The 17,419-nt window shown below is 64.9% G+C and carries 14 protein-coding genes; 3 read left to right on the top strand and 11 right to left on the bottom strand.

Annotated features, from left to right (window positions below; translation table 11 throughout):
• Window positions 1-9: 9 nt before the first annotated feature.
• The 3 genes from ACIQ3Q_RS07215 to ACIQ3Q_RS07205 are packed head-to-tail and all read left to right on the top strand — an operon-like array spanning window position 10 to window position 2,666.
• Window positions 10-1,278: a glycosyltransferase gene (locus ACIQ3Q_RS07215; protein WP_396268351.1), complete on the top strand. Its 1,269-nt coding sequence runs from the start codon at window positions 10-12 to the stop codon at window positions 1,276-1,278.
• Between the two features lie 19 nt (window positions 1,279-1,297).
• On the top strand, window positions 1,298-2,215 hold the full coding sequence (locus tag ACIQ3Q_RS07210; protein ID WP_396268350.1) for a hydroxymethylglutaryl-CoA lyase: 918 nt from the start codon (window positions 1,298-1,300) through the stop codon (window positions 2,213-2,215).
• A gap of 13 nt (window positions 2,216-2,228) precedes the next feature.
• The gene (locus ACIQ3Q_RS07205) at window positions 2,229-2,666 is read left to right on the top strand and encodes a gamma-glutamylcyclotransferase family protein (RefSeq protein WP_396268349.1); all 438 of its coding nucleotides are present in this window, start codon (window positions 2,229-2,231) and stop codon (window positions 2,664-2,666) included.
• A gap of 104 nt (window positions 2,667-2,770) precedes the next feature.
• On the opposite strand, the gene ACIQ3Q_RS07200 is transcribed toward ACIQ3Q_RS07205, so the two are convergent.
• From ACIQ3Q_RS07200 to flgL, 11 genes are all read right to left on the bottom strand, one after another.
• On the bottom strand, window positions 2,771-5,254 hold the full coding sequence (locus ACIQ3Q_RS07200; protein WP_396268348.1) for a penicillin acylase family protein: 2,484 nt from the start codon (window positions 5,252-5,254) through the stop codon (window positions 2,771-2,773).
• Window positions 5,251-5,817, bottom strand: a complete 567-nt coding sequence (locus ACIQ3Q_RS07195) for a DUF1415 domain-containing protein (protein ID WP_396268347.1) — start codon at window positions 5,815-5,817, stop codon at window positions 5,251-5,253. Before ACIQ3Q_RS07195 ends, ACIQ3Q_RS07200 begins: the two co-directional genes overlap by 4 nt.
• 63 nt (window positions 5,818-5,880) lie before the next feature.
• Entirely contained in the window at window positions 5,881-6,468 is a 588-nt protein-coding gene (locus ACIQ3Q_RS07190; protein ID WP_396268346.1) for a hypothetical protein, read from the bottom strand.
• A gap of 440 nt (window positions 6,469-6,908) precedes the next feature.
• Entirely contained in the window at window positions 6,909-7,616 is a 708-nt protein-coding gene (locus ACIQ3Q_RS07185) for a response regulator transcription factor (protein WP_396268345.1), read from the bottom strand.
• Complete coding sequence (locus ACIQ3Q_RS07180) at window positions 7,613-9,208, bottom strand: sensor histidine kinase (protein ID WP_396268344.1); 1,596 nt, start codon at window positions 9,206-9,208, stop codon at window positions 7,613-7,615. The genes ACIQ3Q_RS07185 and ACIQ3Q_RS07180 overlap by 4 nt, the downstream gene beginning before the upstream one ends.
• A gap of 129 nt (window positions 9,209-9,337) precedes the next feature.
• The gene (gene hppD / locus ACIQ3Q_RS07175) at window positions 9,338-10,420 is read right to left on the bottom strand and encodes a 4-hydroxyphenylpyruvate dioxygenase (protein ID WP_396268343.1); all 1,083 of its coding nucleotides are present in this window, start codon (window positions 10,418-10,420) and stop codon (window positions 9,338-9,340) included.
• Between the two features lie 238 nt (window positions 10,421-10,658).
• Window positions 10,659-11,180 carry a gamma carbonic anhydrase family protein gene (locus ACIQ3Q_RS07170; protein ID WP_396268342.1) on the bottom strand — a complete coding sequence of 174 codons (522 nt, stop codon included), beginning with the start codon at window positions 11,178-11,180 and terminating at the stop codon, window positions 10,659-10,661.
• Between the two features lie 23 nt (window positions 11,181-11,203).
• Window positions 11,204-11,863, bottom strand: a complete 660-nt coding sequence (locus ACIQ3Q_RS07165) for a response regulator (RefSeq protein ID WP_396268341.1) — start codon at window positions 11,861-11,863, stop codon at window positions 11,204-11,206.
• A 96-nt stretch (window positions 11,864-11,959) separates the two neighbouring features.
• Window positions 11,960-14,902 carry a PAS domain S-box protein gene (locus tag ACIQ3Q_RS07160; protein WP_396268340.1) on the bottom strand — a complete coding sequence of 981 codons (2,943 nt, stop codon included), beginning with the start codon at window positions 14,900-14,902 and terminating at the stop codon, window positions 11,960-11,962.
• An 84-nt stretch (window positions 14,903-14,986) separates the two neighbouring features.
• Entirely contained in the window at window positions 14,987-16,186 is a 1,200-nt protein-coding gene (locus tag ACIQ3Q_RS07155) for an EAL and HDOD domain-containing protein (protein WP_396268339.1), read from the bottom strand.
• 24 nt (window positions 16,187-16,210) lie between these two features.
• On the bottom strand, window positions 16,211-17,410 hold the full coding sequence (gene flgL, locus ACIQ3Q_RS07150) for a flagellar hook-associated protein FlgL (protein WP_396268338.1): 1,200 nt from the start codon (window positions 17,408-17,410) through the stop codon (window positions 16,211-16,213).
• Window positions 17,411-17,419: the final 9 nt, after the last annotated feature.

The raw sequence follows: 17,419 nt of genomic DNA, 5'->3' as shown, positions 1-17,419 counted from the left end.
AGGCTGGCCATGGACTTTCCCCGTTTCATCGTCTGCACCGGCGGCACCAAGGGTGACCTCTACCCCTATCTGCGCCTGGCCCAAAGCCTGGCGGCCAAAGGGGTGCGCGTCACCATGCTGGCGCCTGAAGTGTTTGGCGAGCAAGTGCGGGCGGCCGGGCTGAGCCATGAGTCCAATGTGTCGGAGGCGCGCTACCACCAGCTCTTGGATAACCCGCTCCTCTTTGATCCGCACCAAAGCTTTAAGGCTTTGTTTTCGCTCCCAGATCAAGAGTTGCTGGATGCCCGCGCCCAATTGCTGAGGGTGGCGGCCGGCGAGCCCGCCGTGCTCTTGTGCCACCCTTTTTACCTGTTTGCAGCGGGCTTGGCTCGCGCCGCAGCGCCTGAGCTGCGCGTGGTTGGGGCCTACCTGGCACCCTCCAATTTGCGCACCGTGCATGACCTGCATTTCATGGGGCCTATGCCTATCGCGCACTGGCTGCCGCTGGCGGCTCGGCGCCTGCTGTGGCAGCAGGCCGATGCGCGCTTCATCGACCCGGTGGCCTTGCCCAGCCTCAACCGCGCGCGCGCCAAACTGGGCTTGCCCGCCGTGGAGCACGGCTTTTTGCTGCACATGCAAGCCCAGGCCGAGTTGTCGGTGGCGCTGTTTCCCTCGTGGTTTGGGCCGACCCAGGTGGACTGGCCCCAGCCCCTGCTGGAAGGCGGATTCGCCCTGCACGATGGCGAGGCCCACCAAGCCTTGCCCCCCGAAGTGGAGGCCTTTTTGCAAGCCGGTGCAGCCCCCTTGGTGATGACCTTGGGCACGGGCCACAAGCATGCAGCAGCGGTCTATCAAGCGGGCGTGGCCATGGCCCAGCAAACGGGCCGGCGCTTGATCTGCCTGACGGGCTTTCGGCAACAGTTGCCGCAAGACCTGCCACCCAACGTGCTGTGGGCGGCCTATGCGCCCCTGCACCTGTTGCTGCGCCGCTGTGCCGCGCTGCTGCATCACGGCGGCATAGGCACCGTGGCCGAAGGCTTGCGCGCGGCCGTGCCCCAGTTGGTGCTGCCCTTTGCCTGGGACCAGTTCGACAACGCCTTCAGGGTGCAAGCCCTGGGCGTTGGCTTGAGCCTACCTGCCAAGAAAGCCACGCCCGCCCGCTTAACCCGCGAGTTACTGCGCTTGATGCAAGACGCGCAGCGCATCACCCAATGCCACCGTGTGGCTGCCTTGCTGCCCCACGACCCCAGCCCTGATGCCATCGTGGACCACCTGATGCAGTGGTCCACCACCCCTTGACTTGACCGAAAGCCCTGCCATGAGCGCCACCTTGCCCACCTGCGTCACCCTGGTTGAAGTCGGCCCCCGCGACGGCCTGCAAAACGAGAAGCAGGCCGTGCCTGCGGCGACCAAGATTGAACTGGTGCATCGTCTGCAAGCCGCCGGCCTGCGCGAGATCGAGGTCACCAGCTTTGTCTCGCCCAAGTGGGTGCCGCAGATGGCCGATAACGCCGAGGTCATGGCCGGTGTGCAGCGCCAAGCGGGCGTGCGCTACTCGGTGCTGACGCCCAACCTCAAAGGCTGGGAGGCGGCTGCCTTGACTCGCCCCGATGAAATCGTCGTCTTTGGCGCCGCCAGCGAGGCCTTTAGTCAGAAGAACATCAACTGCTCCATCGCCGAATCGATTGAGCGCTTTGCGCCCGTGGTGGCTGCTGCGCGTGCGGCTGGGGTCAAGGTGCGCGGCGCCATCTCCTGCGCGGTGGGCTGCCCCTATGAGGGCGAGATTGCCCCAGAGCGGGTCGAGTTGGTGGCCCGCTTGATGGCCCAGATTGGTGTGCAGCATGTGGGCGTGGCCGACACCATTGGCGTGGGCACCCCGCGCAAGGTGCAGCGCGCGCTGGAGGCGGCACTCAAGCACTACCCCTTGGCAGAGGTCAGCGGCCATTTCCATGACACCTACGGCCAGGCCCTCTCCAATGTCTATGCCAGCCTGGAGCTCGGCATCAGCACCTTCGACACCAGCGTCTCCGGCCTGGGCGGCTGCCCCTATGCCAAGGGCGCCACGGGCAATGTGGCCACGGAGGACGTGGCCTATCTGCTTCAGGGCCTGGGCATTGACACCGGCATCAACCTGGATGCCTTGATCGACGCCGGTGTCTTCATCCGCGAGGCCCTGGGCCAGCCCACCGGCTCGCGCGTGGCGCGGGCGATGCTGAGCAAACGCCAAGCAGCCTAAGGCCGTCTGGGCTGTGCGGATCTTCGTCTACGGCACCCTCAAAGAGGGCTTTCCCAACGCCTACCTCAACCTGGGTCAGCGCGTGCCTGGCCTCTTCCGCACCGTGCAGCGCTTTCCCTTCTACGTCGTGCGCCTGCCCCTAGAGAACCGCGCGCCTTGGCTCATCCACCAACCCGGCTTGGGCCATCACGTCATCGGCCAGGTCTTTGAAGTGGACGAGGCCAACCTTGAAGCGATCGACCGCTTTGAAGAAGTGGGCCAGCCGACGGGCTACACCCGCGTGCCGGTAATGCTGCAAGCTCTGGCGGACCCCGTCACCCAAGTACAGGCCTTTGCCTACATGAAGCAGCCGCAGCAACTGACAGCAGACATCCCGCGCGAGGGGCCGTTTGAGGAATACACGGCAGAGTTGGCTGCGGGGTACTGGATAGAGCAGCCTACGGCCCAGTGAGCTTATTGCAGAGAAACTGTTCTTGGGGGGCTGATGGACTTGGGGCGAAACTCCGCGTAGGGGCGTTGCCAAATCCCGAGTCGAGCTCCCCCTGGGTCAATAGCTCACTTCCTCGGCACCACCTTCAAGGTCGACGCCGTCTGCCTCGCCACATCCTCCTCCGCTAACCATTGCGGCCGGGTCTCACCCCGGGCATGGCCTTCGGCTTGGTCGCGGTAGTGGCGGTCGGGCCAGACGCCGCTTTGGCCCACGGGGTTGCCGCCCTGGGCTTTGTGCGGGGCGGCAAAGTCGATGACGCGGCGGGTAGAGGGGCCGTAGGTCACAGACCAGGGGGCGGGGCCTAAGGGACCGGAGTAGTTGTTGGGGACTTCGCGGCCGCCGGGCACGGGCAGGGGGCCGATGTTGAAGAGCTTGTCCAGCGGCTTTTGCTGGCCCAGGGGGTGGCCGTGGGTCAGGGTGTGGGCGCGGCCCCAGGTCCATTGAGCCGGGTCTTTGCCAAAGGTGGCGCGCAGGTGCTGCAGCGTGGCGGCCCAGGCGGCTTTGAGCACGTCGTCCCGCGTCTCTTTGGCGGGCGTGTCGCGCTTGTCCCACCAGGGAGAGTTGGCGTCGGCCGCCAGGCGGGGCAGGGCGTGGTCCAGGGCCTTGGTGCGGCGCAGGTTGCTGAAGGGCGTGGGGGCCGCACCGTCTTTGCTGTCTCCGCCCAATTCGTCGGCCATGGCCTCGCGCGCCAATTCGTAGATGAACTGCTGGAAGATCGTGGGCGCGGTCAGCTCCATGTCGTAGCGGCCGGGCCATTGCGCCAGTTGTTGCAGCAGGGCTTGCTCTTCGGGGGCTTTGACCAGCTCATTCAAACGCGGCAGCAGGGGCTTCAGCACGCGCTGGGCATAGGTGGTCTCGGTGTCGAGCTGCAGGGCGTGGGTGGTGGCGGCGGTCCAGCGCTGGGTCGGGTCGCGCAGTTGGCGGTCTAGGCGCAGGGCGCGGTCCCAGAGGTTGTAGTAGCCGGGCGCGGCGGTGGCAGCGGCCGGTTGATGGTTGGCCGAAACGATGTAGCCGCAGGCTGGGTTCTCTTCTTGCGGGTTGCTGCTGAAGGGGTGGAAGCCGGGCTTGTCGGCCTCGGGTTTGCTGCCGTCCAGCACAAAGGCCGGGTTCACGCCCTCTGGGCGCTGGGGCAGCTTGGCGGCGGCCCACCAGGCGATGTCGCCCTGGGTGTTGGCCCAGACCACGTTCAAGCCGGGGGCATGAATGCCCTCAACAGCCTGCCTTGCTTTGGCCAAAGTGTCGGCGCGGTTCAGTTGATAGAAGGCTTCGACGGCGGGGTTGGGCGCCACCAACTGCGTCCACCACATGGCAATGGGGCGGGTCTGCTCGCGGCCGGTGGTGAGTGCGTCGCTGATGATGGGGCCATGCGGCGAGCGCCGCAGTGTCAGCGTCACGGGCGCTTGGCCTTTGACTTGGATGGTCTCGGTGCGTTCGGTCATGTTCACCCATTGGCCGCCCACCATCACTTGCTGGGGGTTGGCGGGGTTCACCGTTTCGGCGACGAGGTCGATGTCGTCGTTCTGGAACATGGTCAGGCTCCAGCCGAACTGGCTGTTCATGCCCAGCAAGGCCATGGGGTTGAGCGCGCCAAAGTGGCCGTAGAGCTCAAAGCCGGGGCTTTGCAAATGCGCTTCATACCAAACAGCGGGGGCGGCAAAGCTGATGTGCGGGTCGCCCGCCAAAATGGGTTTGCCACTGGCACTGCGGCTGCCCGCCACCACCCAGGCATTGCTGCCTTCAAACAGGGGTACTTGGGCCTGGGCCAAGGCGGCATCGCTGAGCTGGCCCAAGGCCGCCAAGGCTTGCTTGTCTGCAGGCTGTAGCAAGGCCGCGCTCGGCTTGGGTGCGGCAGTGGCAGCGGCGGGCAGGCCCGCTGCGGTGGCTTGGCGTTCGCCCTCGGCCACGGCGCCGTTCGAAGCCCAGCTCAGATCAAAGGCCTTGAGGTAGTCGGGGCCGAGTTCATCGCGGATCTGGGTCAGCACCGGCCCGGTGCGGAAGGCCGAGGCAAAGCTATAGGCCAAGTAACCGGCCACGCTCAGGGTGTCGGCCGTGGTGAAGGGGCGTTTGGGAATGCCCAGCAAGGCAAATTCCAGCGGCGCGGGGTGGCTGTCTTGAAAGGCGTTGACGCCGTCCAGGTAGGCCTGCAAGGCCTGGGTGGAGGGCGCGTTGCGGTCCAGCAGGGCGGCGCGTTTGTCGGCCTCGTCACGCAGGGTCAGCGTGCGCATCAGCTTGTCGGTGGGCAGCAGCTTGGGGCCTAGCACTTCGGCCAACTCACCGCGCGAGAGACGCCGCATCATCTCCATCTGGAACAGACGGTCTTGGGCATGCACCCAGCCCAAGGTGCGGTAAAGATCGGCCTCGTTTTGCGCCTGGATGTGCGGCACGCCAGCTTCGTCATAACGCACGGTCACAGGGGCCTTCAGGCCGGTGATGGCCACCTCGCCGCTGCGTTGGGGCAGGCGTTGCTGCACAAACCAGGTGGCACCGCCCACGCCCAGCGCGATGAGGGTGGCCGTGGCGATCAGACTGCGTTTCAACCAAGGCTTCATGGTGTGCCCTCAGGGGTGTTGAAGAGGCGCTGCCAGCCCGCGTGGCCCAGCGACTCCATGGTTTCAATATTGCGCTCGTAAATGTCCTCAGCCTCGGGGAAGGCCTCCACCGCGCGGTCAATGCTGGACTCGCGGATCAGGTGCAGGGTGGGGTAGGGCGAGCGATTGGTGTAGTTGGAGATGCCCTCGGGCTCGGTGCCCCCAAACTGGAACTGGGGGTGGAAGCTGGCGACTTGCAACTCGCCCTCCAGGCCTAAGCGTGCGACGGCCTCTTCGGCGTCATGCACAAAGTCGTTGAAGTCGAGGAAATCGCCCAAAACATGCGGGTGGACCAGCAGCGTGGTCTCCACCTCGTCGGGGTTGGCCTGGGCCAAGAAGTTCAGCTCGGCCACCAACTCGGCCATCAAGGCCTCGGGCGTGGTGGCGGGGCTCAGCACCCAGCGGATCTGCCCCTTGATATGCGGGGCTTTGGCAAAGGGGCAGAGGTTCAGGCCGATCACGGCCTTCTCCAGCCACTGGCGGCTGAGGGCCAGGGCTGGGCTTTCAGAAGAGGGAGACGACATCAGGTGATTGTCACCCGGCGTCAGCGCGTCGTCTGCCCCCCGTTTACGTTGTTGACGCGGTCTTCACTTGCCAGGCTGATAGGGCAGCGAGGAGTGGTGCAGCACGATGCGCATCTGGCCCTTGTCGTCCTTCTTGAAGCCCCAGGTCTTGTCCACCACGGTGACCTTGCCGTTCTTGTCGGTGAGGATCACATTGCCTTGGGTCAGGGCCAGGTCGCCATTGATGAACACACCGGCGTTCTTGAACTCATACTTCTTCCAGCCCTTGAGTGCAAAGCCGCTGTCGTTGGGGAAGGCCTTGTCGTCACCCACAAAGTAAGCCAAGGCACCTGCACGGGTGGTGCGGAAGGTCTGCTCGCCATGGGTCAGGGTGGGCTTGAACAGCACCACACCCATGTTGTAGCCGTAGGCGCCATCCAGCACGGCACCGGCGGTGGCCTTAGCCTTGGTCAGACCGCCCGAGGCAAAGTCGTCGCTGATCTGGATCAGGGCTTTGCCCCAGCCCTCTTGGATAGCGCGCACATCGGCTTCAGTGATGTTGGTGTTGACCACCGTAGGCTGGAAGGCCATGGCAGCGCCCGAGAGGGCCAGCAGGGCAGAGGCCAGGGCGCCGCGGCGGGCGCAAGTGGTCAAGGTCATCGCACGGGTCATGGAATTCTCCTGTCAGTTCAAAAACGGATGGACCGGCTGACGGCGCCCCAACGACGCCCTACTAGGGCCTGTTAACACTACGGTAAGGGAACGCGTTGTGAGTCAAAAATGGCGCAGGCAAGGCGCAAACCGCAGCCGGGCTGCCCGCCCGGCGAGGAATTGCAACGCCGCATGCGCCATTTTTGGCCACAACCCAAAGGGAAGCGGCGGATTGGGGTGCCCCTCGTCGTTACAACGCTTGCCCGCACATCAGTGCGAGCGGCGCATTGCGCCTAGATGGGCGCCCCAATTCGCTGCTTCGCGCCCCTTGCCGTAGTGTTAACAGGCCCTCATTCAGCACAGTCACAGTCTCGCCGCCCCGGATGACAGGCTGCGGGCCCCTCAGATGAACGTTGAACGCACCTCAGATGACGGGAAGATGACAGAGTGCGCAGGGCCGCTCAAGGCTGCGCGTCCAGGCGATAACCCAGGCCACGCACCGTGTGGATCAGGGCTTGAGCATGGCCTTCGTCCACCTTGGCGCGCAGGCGGCGGATGTACACATCAACGACATTCGTGAGCGGGTCTTCATGCGCACCCCATACATTGGCCAAGATGCGCTCGCGGCTGAAGAGGCGCCCCGGTGCACTCATCAGCAACTCCAGCAGGGCCATTTCACGGGCTGTTAAGTCAATGGCTTGGCCAGCGCGGCTGACGCGCATGGTGTCGCGGTCCAGCAGCAGGTCGGCCACCTGCAGTGCGGTGGGGGCTGCAGCCGTCAGGCCCCGGCCTCGTCGGCCCAGGGCTTCAATGCGGGCCAGCAGTTCTTCAAAGGCAAAGGGTTTGACCAAGTAGTCGTCGGCCCCCAGTTTCAGGCCGCTGACGCGGTCTTCCAGGGTGCCCAGGGCGGTCAACATCAAGATGGGCAGTGCCACGCCAGAAGCCCGCAGGGTCTGGCACACCTCCAGCCCATTCATGCCCGGCAGCATCACGTCCAGCAGCATCACACTAGGGGCTTCTGTCCACAGGGGGTCACGCGCCAGGTCCATGGCCATCTGCAGGCCCTCTGGGCCGGTGCGGGCCACTTGCACGCGGTGGCCTTCGGCGCGCAGGCCGCGCTCCAGAAAGTCTGCCACTCGGCGGTCGTCTTCAACGATGAGGATGTTCATGACTGAGTGGAGGTGATCAGAGGCAGGGTCAGGCGTGCCACCGTGCCGCCTTCGGGGTGGGGCTGCAGCTGTAACTGCCCGCCATGGGCCTTCACCAAGGTTTGGGCCAAGGGCAGGCCCAGGCCGGCACCATCAGCGCGATGAACCCGTGCGCGAGCGCCCCGAAAGTGGCGCTCAAACAGGCGCGGTACGTCTTCAGGCTGCAGGCCGATGCCGTGGTCTCGTACCTCCAGCTGCCAATGGGAGCCCATCTGTTGGGTGCTCACTTGTACCCTGCCGTCATGGTGGGAGTAGCGAATGGCGTTGTCCAGCAGCAGCATGATCAACTGCCGCAGCCTGGCGGCGTCGCCCTGAACGGCCAATTCTTCGGGCAACTCATCTTGCACCTCAAGGTGAATGTGGCTGGACGCAGCCAGCGGCTGGGCCTGTTGCAGCGCTTCTTGCAACGGTAGCCGCACGGGCACCGGGCGGCGCTGGATGCTGAGGGCTTCAGCGTCGCTGCGGGCCATGGTCAGCAGGTCGTCAATGATGCGGGCCAGTTGGCTGGAGGTGTCCACGATGCGGCGCAAGGCATCTTGGTACTCGCCTGCGGGCTTGTCGCGGCCCCGCAGCGCGATTTCAGCTTCGCCTCGGATCGCCGTGGTGGGCGTGCGCAGCTCATGGCTGATGTCGGCAAACAAGCGGCGGCGAGAGGCGTCTACCGTCTGCAAGGCCTGCAGGGCTTGCTGCAGCTCGGTGGTGCGCAGCGCCACTTGATCTTCCAAGTCTTGTCGGACTTGGGCCTCGCGGGTGCGGTGCTGCTGCAGCTCCTCCGCCATGGCATTGACGGTGCGGCCCAGGCCCGCAAATTCGTCGTCGCGCTGGTCCGGAATACGGTGGGCCAGGTCGCCCCTTTGCAGGGCTTGTGCGCCTGCGGCCAGCTCATTCAAAGGCTGGCGCAGCGCACGGGCAAAGTACATGGCCAAGAACACGGCGGCCGCTGCAATCACCAAGGTGGCCGTCAGCGCACCTGCGGCGACCAGGGCCAAAGAGCGATCGGCGGCCGCACGTTCGCGCTCCACGGCTTGCTGCTCGCGGGCAATGGTCTCGGCCAACAGGCTGCGCAGGTCACGCCCCTCGGAGGCATCAAACACCCGTGTCAGCTCGGCCCAGGCCACGGCGGGGTCGGCGTCGGCGGGCAGGGGGCGGGTGCTGGCCAGCGCGCTGCGCAGCGCTTCTAGGCTGCGGCGCAAGATGCCCAGAGTTTCTTGCCGCTGGGCCAGCTCTTGAGCGGCACGGCGGGGGTCGTCGTCCAGCTCGGCGGCAGTGCGGGCATAGCCTTCAAGCCGCTGCAAGGTGACCAACATGTCGAGCTGGTAGCGGTCACGCAGTTGCCCATCGGCACCGGCTTGCAGCAAGGCCTGTGAGGTCCAACTGCGCAGGCGCTGCTTGGTGGCCGAGAGCTCTAGATAAGCCTTGAGCAGGTCGCTGGCCACGCGGCCGCGCTGCACATGGCCGGTGGCGACATCAATGGCCCACCAGGCCACCGCGCCTTGCAGCATGAAGGCCAGGGCCAGGACGCCCAGCGCGAAAGAGAGTCTTTGGCGAAACATGGGGCTATTGTCACCAAGGCCGCCGCAGCCAGATGAACGCCAGATGACAAGCCCATGAAGCAAAAAGGCGCCACCGTGTGACGGGCAGCGCCTTATTTGTCCGCGTGCGCAGTGGCAGCGGCGTCGGGCTTAGGCGGCCGTGGTTTCGATCACACCACGGCGGATCTGGTCGCGCTCCATGGACTCGAACAAAGCCTTGAAGTTGCCTTCGCCAAAGCCATCGTCACCCTTGCGTTGGATGAACTCGAAGAACACGGGCCCCAGCAGGGTTTGCGAGAAGATCTGCAACAGCAAGCGTGGCTTGCCGCCTTCAGTGGTGCCGTCCAGCAAGATGCCGCGGGTCTGCATGTCGGACACCGTCTCACCGTGGCCGGCCAGGCGCTCGGAGAGCATCTCGTAATAGGCCTCGTTGGGCGCCGTCATCAACGGGATGCCGGCCAGGGCCAGCTTGTCGATGGTGTCGTAGAGGTCGTCGGTGAGCAGGGCGATGTGCTGAATGCCTTCGCCGTTGAACTGCATCAGGAACTCTTCGATCTGACCGGTGCCCTTGGACGATTCTTCGTTCAGTGGGATGCGGATCATGCCGTCGGGCGCCGTCATGGCCTTGGAGGTCAGGCCGGTGTACTCGCCCTTGATGTCGAAGTAACGGATCTCGCGGAAGTTGAAGAGCTTCTCGTAGAACGCGCCCCAGAAGTTCATGCGGCCGCGGTAGACGTTGTGCGTCAGGTGGTCGACGATCTTCAAGCCATGGCCGACGGGGTTGCGATCTACACCTTCAATGAATTCGAAGTCGATGTCGTAAATGGACTTGCCGTCTTCAAAGCGGTCGATCAAGTAGAGCGGTGCGCCGCCAATGCCCTTGATGGCGGGTAGACGCAGCTCCATGGGGCCGGTAGGGATGTCGATAGGCTGGGCGCCCAATTCCAAGGCGCGGTTGTAGGCCTTGTGGGCGTCTTTGACGCGGAAGGCCATGCCGCTGGCCGAAGGGCCGTGCTCGGCGGCAAAGTAGCCGGCGTAGCTCTTGGGCTCGTTGTTGACAATGAAATTGATGTGGCCTTGGCGATAGAGCAGCACATTCTTGGAGCGATGCTTGGCCACCAAGGTAAAGCCCATCTTCTCGAACAGGGGCTCCAACTGGCCGGGAATAGGGGACGAAAACTCAACGAACTCAAAACCCATGAGGCCCATGGGATTGTCAAACAGATCAGCCATGACAGACTCCTGCAAAAAACCAAACGTCAAAAACACAGCCCCAGAGCGGGGCAGGGGTGCGCGATGACTCAGCGCGAACGTTGGGGCAGGACCGGAGGCGAGCAGGGGATGCCGCGCACGCTGCGTGCGAGGTGATCACCGATCAACAAAGGGCTCAGGTCTGACATGGGCGCGATGGTAGTGGAAATCTGGCGCCCGTGGTGTCGGCTTTTTACGCCGCTCACCGAATAAAGCTCGGTCAGAGCTGTTTGAGCTGGGTCTTGAAGAGTTGCGCGCGCTGGCGGTAGCTGGCGGCGCTGGCTTGCAGGCGGGCCACGTCCTCGTCGCTGAGGGTGCGCACTACCTTGGCGGGCGCGCCCAGGATGAGCGAGCGGTCGGGGAAGGTCTTGCCCTCGGTGACCACCGCGCCCGCGCCCACCAGGCAATGCTGGCCAATGACCGCGCCATTGAGCACCACCGCCTGAATGCCAATCAGCGAGCCTTCGCCCACGGTGCAGCCGTGCAACATGGCCTGGTGGCCAATGGTGACGTTGGCCGCAATGGTCAGCGGGTAGCCCATGTCGGTGTGCATCACCGTGCCTTCTTGCACATTGCTGCCCTCGCCAATCGTGATGCGTTCGTTGTCACCTCGGATCACCACACCGCTCCACACCGAGCTGTGATCGTGCAGGGTCACTTTGCCGATCAAGGTGGCTTCGTTGGCCACATAGGCGGAGTCGGCAACGTCGGGGGCATGTTCGCCCAGTTGGTACAGCGGCATTGGGCGTGAGGGTGTGTAAAGGTTCAGCCGGCCGCAGGGCGGGCCAGCAATTCCACCGCGTCCAGCAGCGCGGCGGCTTGCTGGCTGAGGGTGCGGCCATCGGCCATGGCCAGGCGTTGCAGGCGCTCTAGCGCCTCGGCGCGGGGCAGGGAATAGCGATGCATCAGCACGCCCACGGCAATGGGCACGGCATCGGCCAAGGGATTGACCGTGGGCCCAGGTGCAAAGCTGGGCACCCCCGCAGGGGCAGGTGCACTGGCGTTGGGCGCAGGGGGCTGGCGCTCTGCGGCTGCGGGCCGCAGCCGGGGTTGAGCCCGCACACTGGAGAGCGCCGCCTCGACTGTGGGCACGATCTGGGCAATGTCCAGGGGCTTGACCAAATAGGCCACAGCGCCCAGGGCCTTGACTTGGTTGACGGTGTCGTCGTCGGCAAAGGCCGAGAGGAACATGAAGGGAGTGCCTAGATATTCGCGCAGATAGGCGGCGACATCAAAGCCGGACTTGCCTTCCATGCGGATGTCCAGCAGGGCGAGATCAGGGCGGTGTTCGCGGGCCAGCAAGATGGCATCGTCACCGTTGTCGGCGTCGATCACCTCATACCCGGCCCGGCTCAAGCCGTGGGTGACCGTGGCCAGCACCAGCCGGTCATCGTCCACCACCAGAATCTTGCCCTTGCCGCTCATGGGTTCATCACGCTGTGAAGCTGCCTTATGCCGCGATTGTCACTCAACTGCAAGGGGCTTGTTCGCGAGAAAAGCAGAGGCGCCCCACGGTGTGGCCTAGACGGCCACCGCCGGTGGCGACAGCCCCAGCCGCGCCACCACATCATCGCCGTCGGACTCCAAGGAGATGGCCGCACCCTTGCGGGGCAGCAAGGCGCGCACCAGGCCGAGTCCAGAAATGCCTGAAGGGATCTGGCTGATGTGGAAGTCCGGCGCCAAATGGCCCCGGTTGCGGACGCTGATGCACAGCTCGCTTTGGCCGACTTCCAGGCTGCAGCGCACTTCGTTGCCAGGGCTTTGAGCAGCCGCATCGCCGCCGCCGCTGTGCTTGATGGCGTTGGTGAACAACTCGTTGATGGTCAAGGCAATGGGGATGGAGTCGGCCTCGGTGAGCGCAAAGCGCTGGGGCGAAGGGCCGCTGACCTCCAAGCTGATGGTGCGGCCAAACATGCGTTGCACCGAGGTGGCGATGGCCTCAATGACCTTTTGCACCCGCAGCGGCCCCGTCATGCCCACCTGTAGGCCGTGCACCTGGGCAATGGCATGCACATGGCCCACGGCTTCGGCAATGGCGGCTGCGGCCTCCGGGTGGCGTTGGGCGTTTTGCTGCAAGAGCCCGGCGACACCCTGCAAATTGTTTTTGATGCGGTGGTGCACCTCTTTGATCAGCATCTCGCGCTGCGAGATGGCCGCCACCAAGCGGGCTTCATCAGCAGCCCGCTGCTCTGTCACATCACTGGCCACCAGCAGTAGTTGCTCTTCATCGTCGTTACCGGCTTGCAGCGAGACAATGCGCATGTCCCACACCTCAGCGGCATCGCCGGTGTCGGGGTTGGCCTCGCGCTGCAATTCGCGGCGCACCATCTCGTGGGTGGCCATGGCATGGTGCAGGTCGGCATTCAGCGCAGCCGCCTCAGGGCCAGTCAGCCACAAGGCTGGCGGGCGCGAGACGATCTCGCTGGCCGGCCGCCGGGCAAAGCCCGTCATCGCTTGGTTGAGCTGCAAGACCTGCTGGTTGCTGGCGTCAAAGAGGGCGATGGCCAGCGGTGCGGTTTCGATGATGCGCTGCAGGCTGGCGCGCGCCTGGGCAATCTGGGCCTCGGCCTCGCGGCGGCGCTCGATGTCCAGCAGCGCAAAGGTGAGTTGGCCTGCGCCACTGTCGCGGCCGGTGACCACGGCATTGCCCACCACCCAGAAGTCGCGGCCGTCGCGGGCTGTGAGCTTGCATTCAAAGGTCTCGGCTTGGCCTTCTTCCAGCGTGGCCAGCCAGTTGGTGCGGCGCAGCGGGTGTTCGGGGTCATCGGAGGCCACCACGGAGATGGGCTGGCCCATGAAATCGGCCAACTCGCCGCCAAACATGCGGCGGGCTGAGCGGTTCATCCATTCAATGCCTTGGTCGCCGACGGTGACGATACCCACCAGCACGGAGTCCAGAATGGCCCGGGTGCGGTCGGCCTGCACCAGCAGGGTCTCGCGCGCGCGGCGGCGCTCATCCACGCTCACAAACGAGCAGATCGCCCCGGCACCAGGGTCTTGAGGGTCCACGGGCCGCACGCTGACCTGAGTCCAAAAACCGCTGCCGTCGCGCCGCGTCAGGCGCCGCTCGCCCACGGCACGGCCGTGCAGGCTGAGGTCACGCCGCTCATGCGCGCTGTAGTTCAGGTAGGCCCGCTCGTCTTCATATAGCTCTGAAAGCGCCAGGCCTTTGAGCGACTCTTGGGGTCGGCCGGTCATTTCGGCCATGGCTTGGTTGGCGCGCTCAATGCGGCCTTCGCGCTGGTAGATGATGCCCACGTCGGAGAGGCTGAACATCAGCTCACGCTCGCGCTCCAGCCCTTCCATCTCAGCCTGTTGTGCGCGCAGGCGGGTGATGTCGGTGAGCACCGCCACGATCTCGCTGGGGCCGGGGCCACCTTCGGAGGCGCGGCGCAACGCCAAAGACACCCACACGGGCTGGGTCCGCTGTGGGCTGACAGGGAGTTGGTATTCCACTTCGCACAAGCCCTGCTGCACCGCATTTAGCAGGGCTTGCCGGGCCGACGCGCCGGGCACACCGGCGCGGATCAGCAAGTTGTCGAAGCTCTGGCCGGTGGCGCTGCTCTCGGGCAAGCCCAGCAGCGCCTCAAAGCGGTGGTTGCTGCGCAGCACCTCGCTGCCGCGCAAATAGGCCATGCCGGCGGGGTTGAGGTCGAGGATGGTGCTCAGCTCACGCAACAGTTGCGCATTGCGCTGGCGGCTGCTTTCTTCCTCGCTCACATCCAAGGTCACCACCGTGCAGACGGGGCGGCCTGGGCTCAGCTCGGCAGGTTCAACTCGGCTGAGTAGCCAGCGCTGGCCGGTGTCACGGTGCCGCACCGCATAGCGCACCTCGGCGCGTTCGCGCTTGCGCAGGGCTTGTTGCAGGCGCTCGTACTCGGGCAAAGATGCTGGCTCGACCACGTCGCGCCCAATGGACATCAGTGCCGTATTGGGCCCGCCGTCGCTGCCACCACCGCCCGCACCGCGCCCGGCCGAGCTGGTGACCCAGCCTCGGGCCGAGTCATAGGTGGCCACGCCCACGCCGGCGGTGCCCATCAAGGCCGTGATCTCAATTTTGGACAGGTCGCGCGCGTCGTCGGCGCTCAGGTCCTCGATCTGGGCCAGCCAACGCGGCGGCATGGCTGTGCCCGCAGAGCGCACCCGAATGCGGGCACGCAGCCGTTGATCTTGAGGGGCTTCGATCCAGCCGAGCATTTCGCGGGTCGCACCCACTGGGGGCAGATCACCGGGCCAGCCCATGAGGCCCACCAAGGCTTCGCCCAACTCGCCGACATGGTTGACCCGGCCTGCCAGGGCCTGCAGCGGCGCGTTGGTCTGCCAAATGCGGCCCGATTTGTCGAACAGCATCAGCGCCTGAGGGCTGATGGCAAAGAGTTCAGCCAGTTCGCTGTCCAGCGCGCGGCGCACCGAGCTGCCGGGGCCAGCGGGACGAGGGGGAAGCACGGGTGGTGGCGTCGTCATGCGGGTGAAGAAGAGGTCACCCGCTGAGTGTACGCGCCGAGTTAGGGCAACGCTGAAAAAGTCCCTCGTAGCGCGGTGTGGTGCCTATTCGTCGCGCATCTGCCAAGCGGCACGCAAGCTGGTCAGGACGGCGCGGTTGACATCGCCCGGGGCCAGCATCAGGGATTCGGCCGCCTCTTGGATGTCGTACGGGGATTCCATCTCCACGGCCACGGCCAGGTCTAGCCAAGGGTGGAGTGGGCCGCTGGCTGAGGCCAGAGCGTCTGCCACGCGGCCCGGCACGGGCAGGCTTTCCAGCAGTTGCTCAAAAGGCTGGCCCAGCATGCGGTCGAGCAGAGAGAACACCCCGCAGATGAAGACCTCGTTGCGCAGGTTCTCATCGCTTTGATTGCGGACCAGCTCTTCCATCAGCAGACCTCGACGCACCGCCAAGAACATCAAAGGCTTGAGTTCGGGGTCGTCCACGGCGCCGGTGACCAGGAGCGCCAGCCAGCGCTTCAGGCGCTTGGTGCCCAGCACCATCAGCGCGTGCTGGAAGGAGTTGATCTCAACCGACAGCCCAAACGCGGGTGAATTGATGAAACGCATCAGCCGGTAAGCCAGCGCGGGTGCTCGGCGCAGCACGCGTTCCAACTCGTCTGGGTCCTCATCCCGCTCAATGCGTTGCAGCAGGTCCAGCACCACGCTGACGCCGGCCGGAATCTCGCGCTTGGCAGTGTGCTCGTCGGGTGGATCGCCCAGCGGCCAGCCCAGCACGCCATGCGCGCCTCGGCGGAAACTGTCGGCCACCTCGAAGGCGCAGGTGTTGCCGGTCTGCACAAAAGGGAGTTGGCGGGGGGGGGCATCGGCGAGGTTGTTGTCCCCCGTCCGTCGGTCGTCAGGTCTGTCGACGATGGCTTGGGCAAAGGCGCTGATCACCGCTGGGTCTAGCGGTGCCAAAGGGCGGCCTTTCAGCACGCGGCTGGCGCGGGCCGTGCGGTCCGAGGTCCACAGAGGCAGCCAGGCCGCATCGCCCGCCAAAAAGGCCGGTACTTCCACAAAAACATGTCGTGGCAATGTTTGCTTCACCAAGGCCTGCAAGGTGGATTCGTTGGTCAGGTTCAGCCACAGGGCTCCCGCCTCTTCGGGCCAGGCCTCTTGCAACGCTGCGACCAAGGCGCTGGCGTCCGGGGTGTGGTCCGCGCGCACAGGGTGCAGCGTCAAGCGCGTGGCCATAGGGCGTCGCCGTGCATCAAAAACAGTGCCTGCTCCCAAGAGCAGATGGTCGAATACCGCAGCGCTCATCGCATCGGTCCCTTTGTCATGTGGTCAGGTCTTGATGTAGTCGAACAAGGACATGCGCTGCATGGTGGAGTAGGTCTGCAGTGCCGCTTCATAGCCCGTCTGTTTGTTCTGGAAGTCGGAGATGGCCTTGATCATGTCCAGGTCTTCGGCCGCTGAGCGCGTGTTTTCACTGAAGAGTTTCAAGTCTTGTACCCGCACCTCAGCGCCGTCGATACGGGTCAGCATTTCGCCCGTCATGCTGCGTGCGCTCTGCAGGTGGTTACGCACCGAGTCAATGTCGCGCAAACCGGATTGAATGGTTTGTGTCACGGCCGCATTGCCGCGGTTGGGTGTCTTCAACTCAGCAATCACCCTGTCCAAGGCTTGAAACACCGTCAAATTGGGCTGCGAAGGGGCCATCTCAAAGGCGTCGCCCGAGGCGGGGGTGCCGCTGATGTTGACCGCCATGCCGTCAATCTCAATCGCCTTGGTCGGGTCAAACGGTGCTTGGAAGACACCCGTGGCCACGCCATCGCGCAAGATCGAATACACCTTCTGGCCAGGCGCCAAGTCAGTGAATTCGATGGTGTAGGTCGATCCGGTCAAGGCCTGTGGATTGGTGACACGACCGGAGTCGATCCAGGCCGATCCGCTGTTGATGGGGCGGGTGACAAACACACCGTTGCCCGTGTTGGCAGAGAGCCAGGTTTGCTGGCCATCCAAGGTCAAGGGCAAAGGCTCCTCAGAGGCCACGCGCACCTCTCCGCCGGTGCCAACATAGCCCACGCCGCCTGGGCGGTCAATGAAGGGCGGCTGGCTGGCGCCCTGGCCTGCAAAGATGTAGCCGCCCGTGCCGTCAGAGCGGTTGGCCACCCCCAGCAGCTGGTTGCGGATGGCGGTGATCTGGTTGGCTACGTCGCGGCGCTCGGCGTCGGTGAAGCTGGCGTTGCCGCCGCTGGCCAGCAACTCTCGTGCTTGTTGCAGCAGTTCACCACCGTCGGCCAAGGCGGATTCCGTCAGGGTCATGGAATTGCGACTGGCGTCCAGGGCGCGCTGGGTGGCGTCGGTGCGCTGCATCAGAGAGCGCGCACGCTCCGCACGGGCAGCGGCGGTGGGGTCGTCGCTGGCATGCATCACACGCTTGCCGTTGGTTAGGCGCTCGTTGGCCTCAGAGAGGTCTTGCTGGCGCTTCTGCAAAGAGAGCACTGAAGAGGCGAAAGCATTGGCGGTAGAGACGCGAATCATGAGGTCTGC

Origin of the sequence: Ideonella sp. (assembly GCF_044358605.1) — a bacterium.
In the GTDB taxonomy this organism is placed as follows: domain Bacteria; phylum Pseudomonadota; class Gammaproteobacteria; order Burkholderiales; family Burkholderiaceae_C; genus Ideonella.
This window is presented reverse-complemented; position numbering and strand designations above follow the sequence as displayed.

Coding starts and splice junctions, on each gene's coding strand:
- ACIQ3Q_RS07215 (WP_396268351.1), top strand. CDS start 10: ATGGACTTTCCCCGTTTCATCGTCTGCACCGGCGGCACCAAGGGTGAC.
- ACIQ3Q_RS07210 (WP_396268350.1), top strand. CDS start 1,298: ATGAGCGCCACCTTGCCCACCTGCGTCACCCTGGTTGAAGTCGGCCCC.
- ACIQ3Q_RS07200 (WP_396268348.1), bottom strand. CDS start 5,254: ATGAAGCCTTGGTTGAAACGCAGTCTGATCGCCACGGCCACCCTCATC.
- ACIQ3Q_RS07195 (WP_396268347.1), bottom strand. CDS start 5,817: ATGTCGTCTCCCTCTTCTGAAAGCCCAGCCCTGGCCCTCAGCCGCCAG.
- ACIQ3Q_RS07190 (WP_396268346.1), bottom strand. CDS start 6,468: ATGACCCGTGCGATGACCTTGACCACTTGCGCCCGCCGCGGCGCCCTG.
- ACIQ3Q_RS07185 (WP_396268345.1), bottom strand. CDS start 7,616: ATGAACATCCTCATCGTTGAAGACGACCGCCGAGTGGCAGACTTTCTG.
- ACIQ3Q_RS07180 (WP_396268344.1), bottom strand. CDS start 9,208: ATGTTTCGCCAAAGACTCTCTTTCGCGCTGGGCGTCCTGGCCCTGGCC.
- hppD (WP_396268343.1), bottom strand. CDS start 10,420: ATGGCTGATCTGTTTGACAATCCCATGGGCCTCATGGGTTTTGAGTTC.
- ACIQ3Q_RS07170 (WP_396268342.1), bottom strand. CDS start 11,180: ATGCCGCTGTACCAACTGGGCGAACATGCCCCCGACGTTGCCGACTCC.
- ACIQ3Q_RS07165 (WP_396268341.1), bottom strand. CDS start 11,863: ATGAGCGGCAAGGGCAAGATTCTGGTGGTGGACGATGACCGGCTGGTG.
- ACIQ3Q_RS07160 (WP_396268340.1), bottom strand. CDS start 14,902: ATGACGACGCCACCACCCGTGCTTCCCCCTCGTCCCGCTGGCCCCGGC.
- ACIQ3Q_RS07155 (WP_396268339.1), bottom strand. CDS start 16,186: ATGAGCGCTGCGGTATTCGACCATCTGCTCTTGGGAGCAGGCACTGTT.
- flgL (WP_396268338.1), bottom strand. CDS start 17,410: ATGATTCGCGTCTCTACCGCCAATGCTTTCGCCTCTTCAGTGCTCTCT.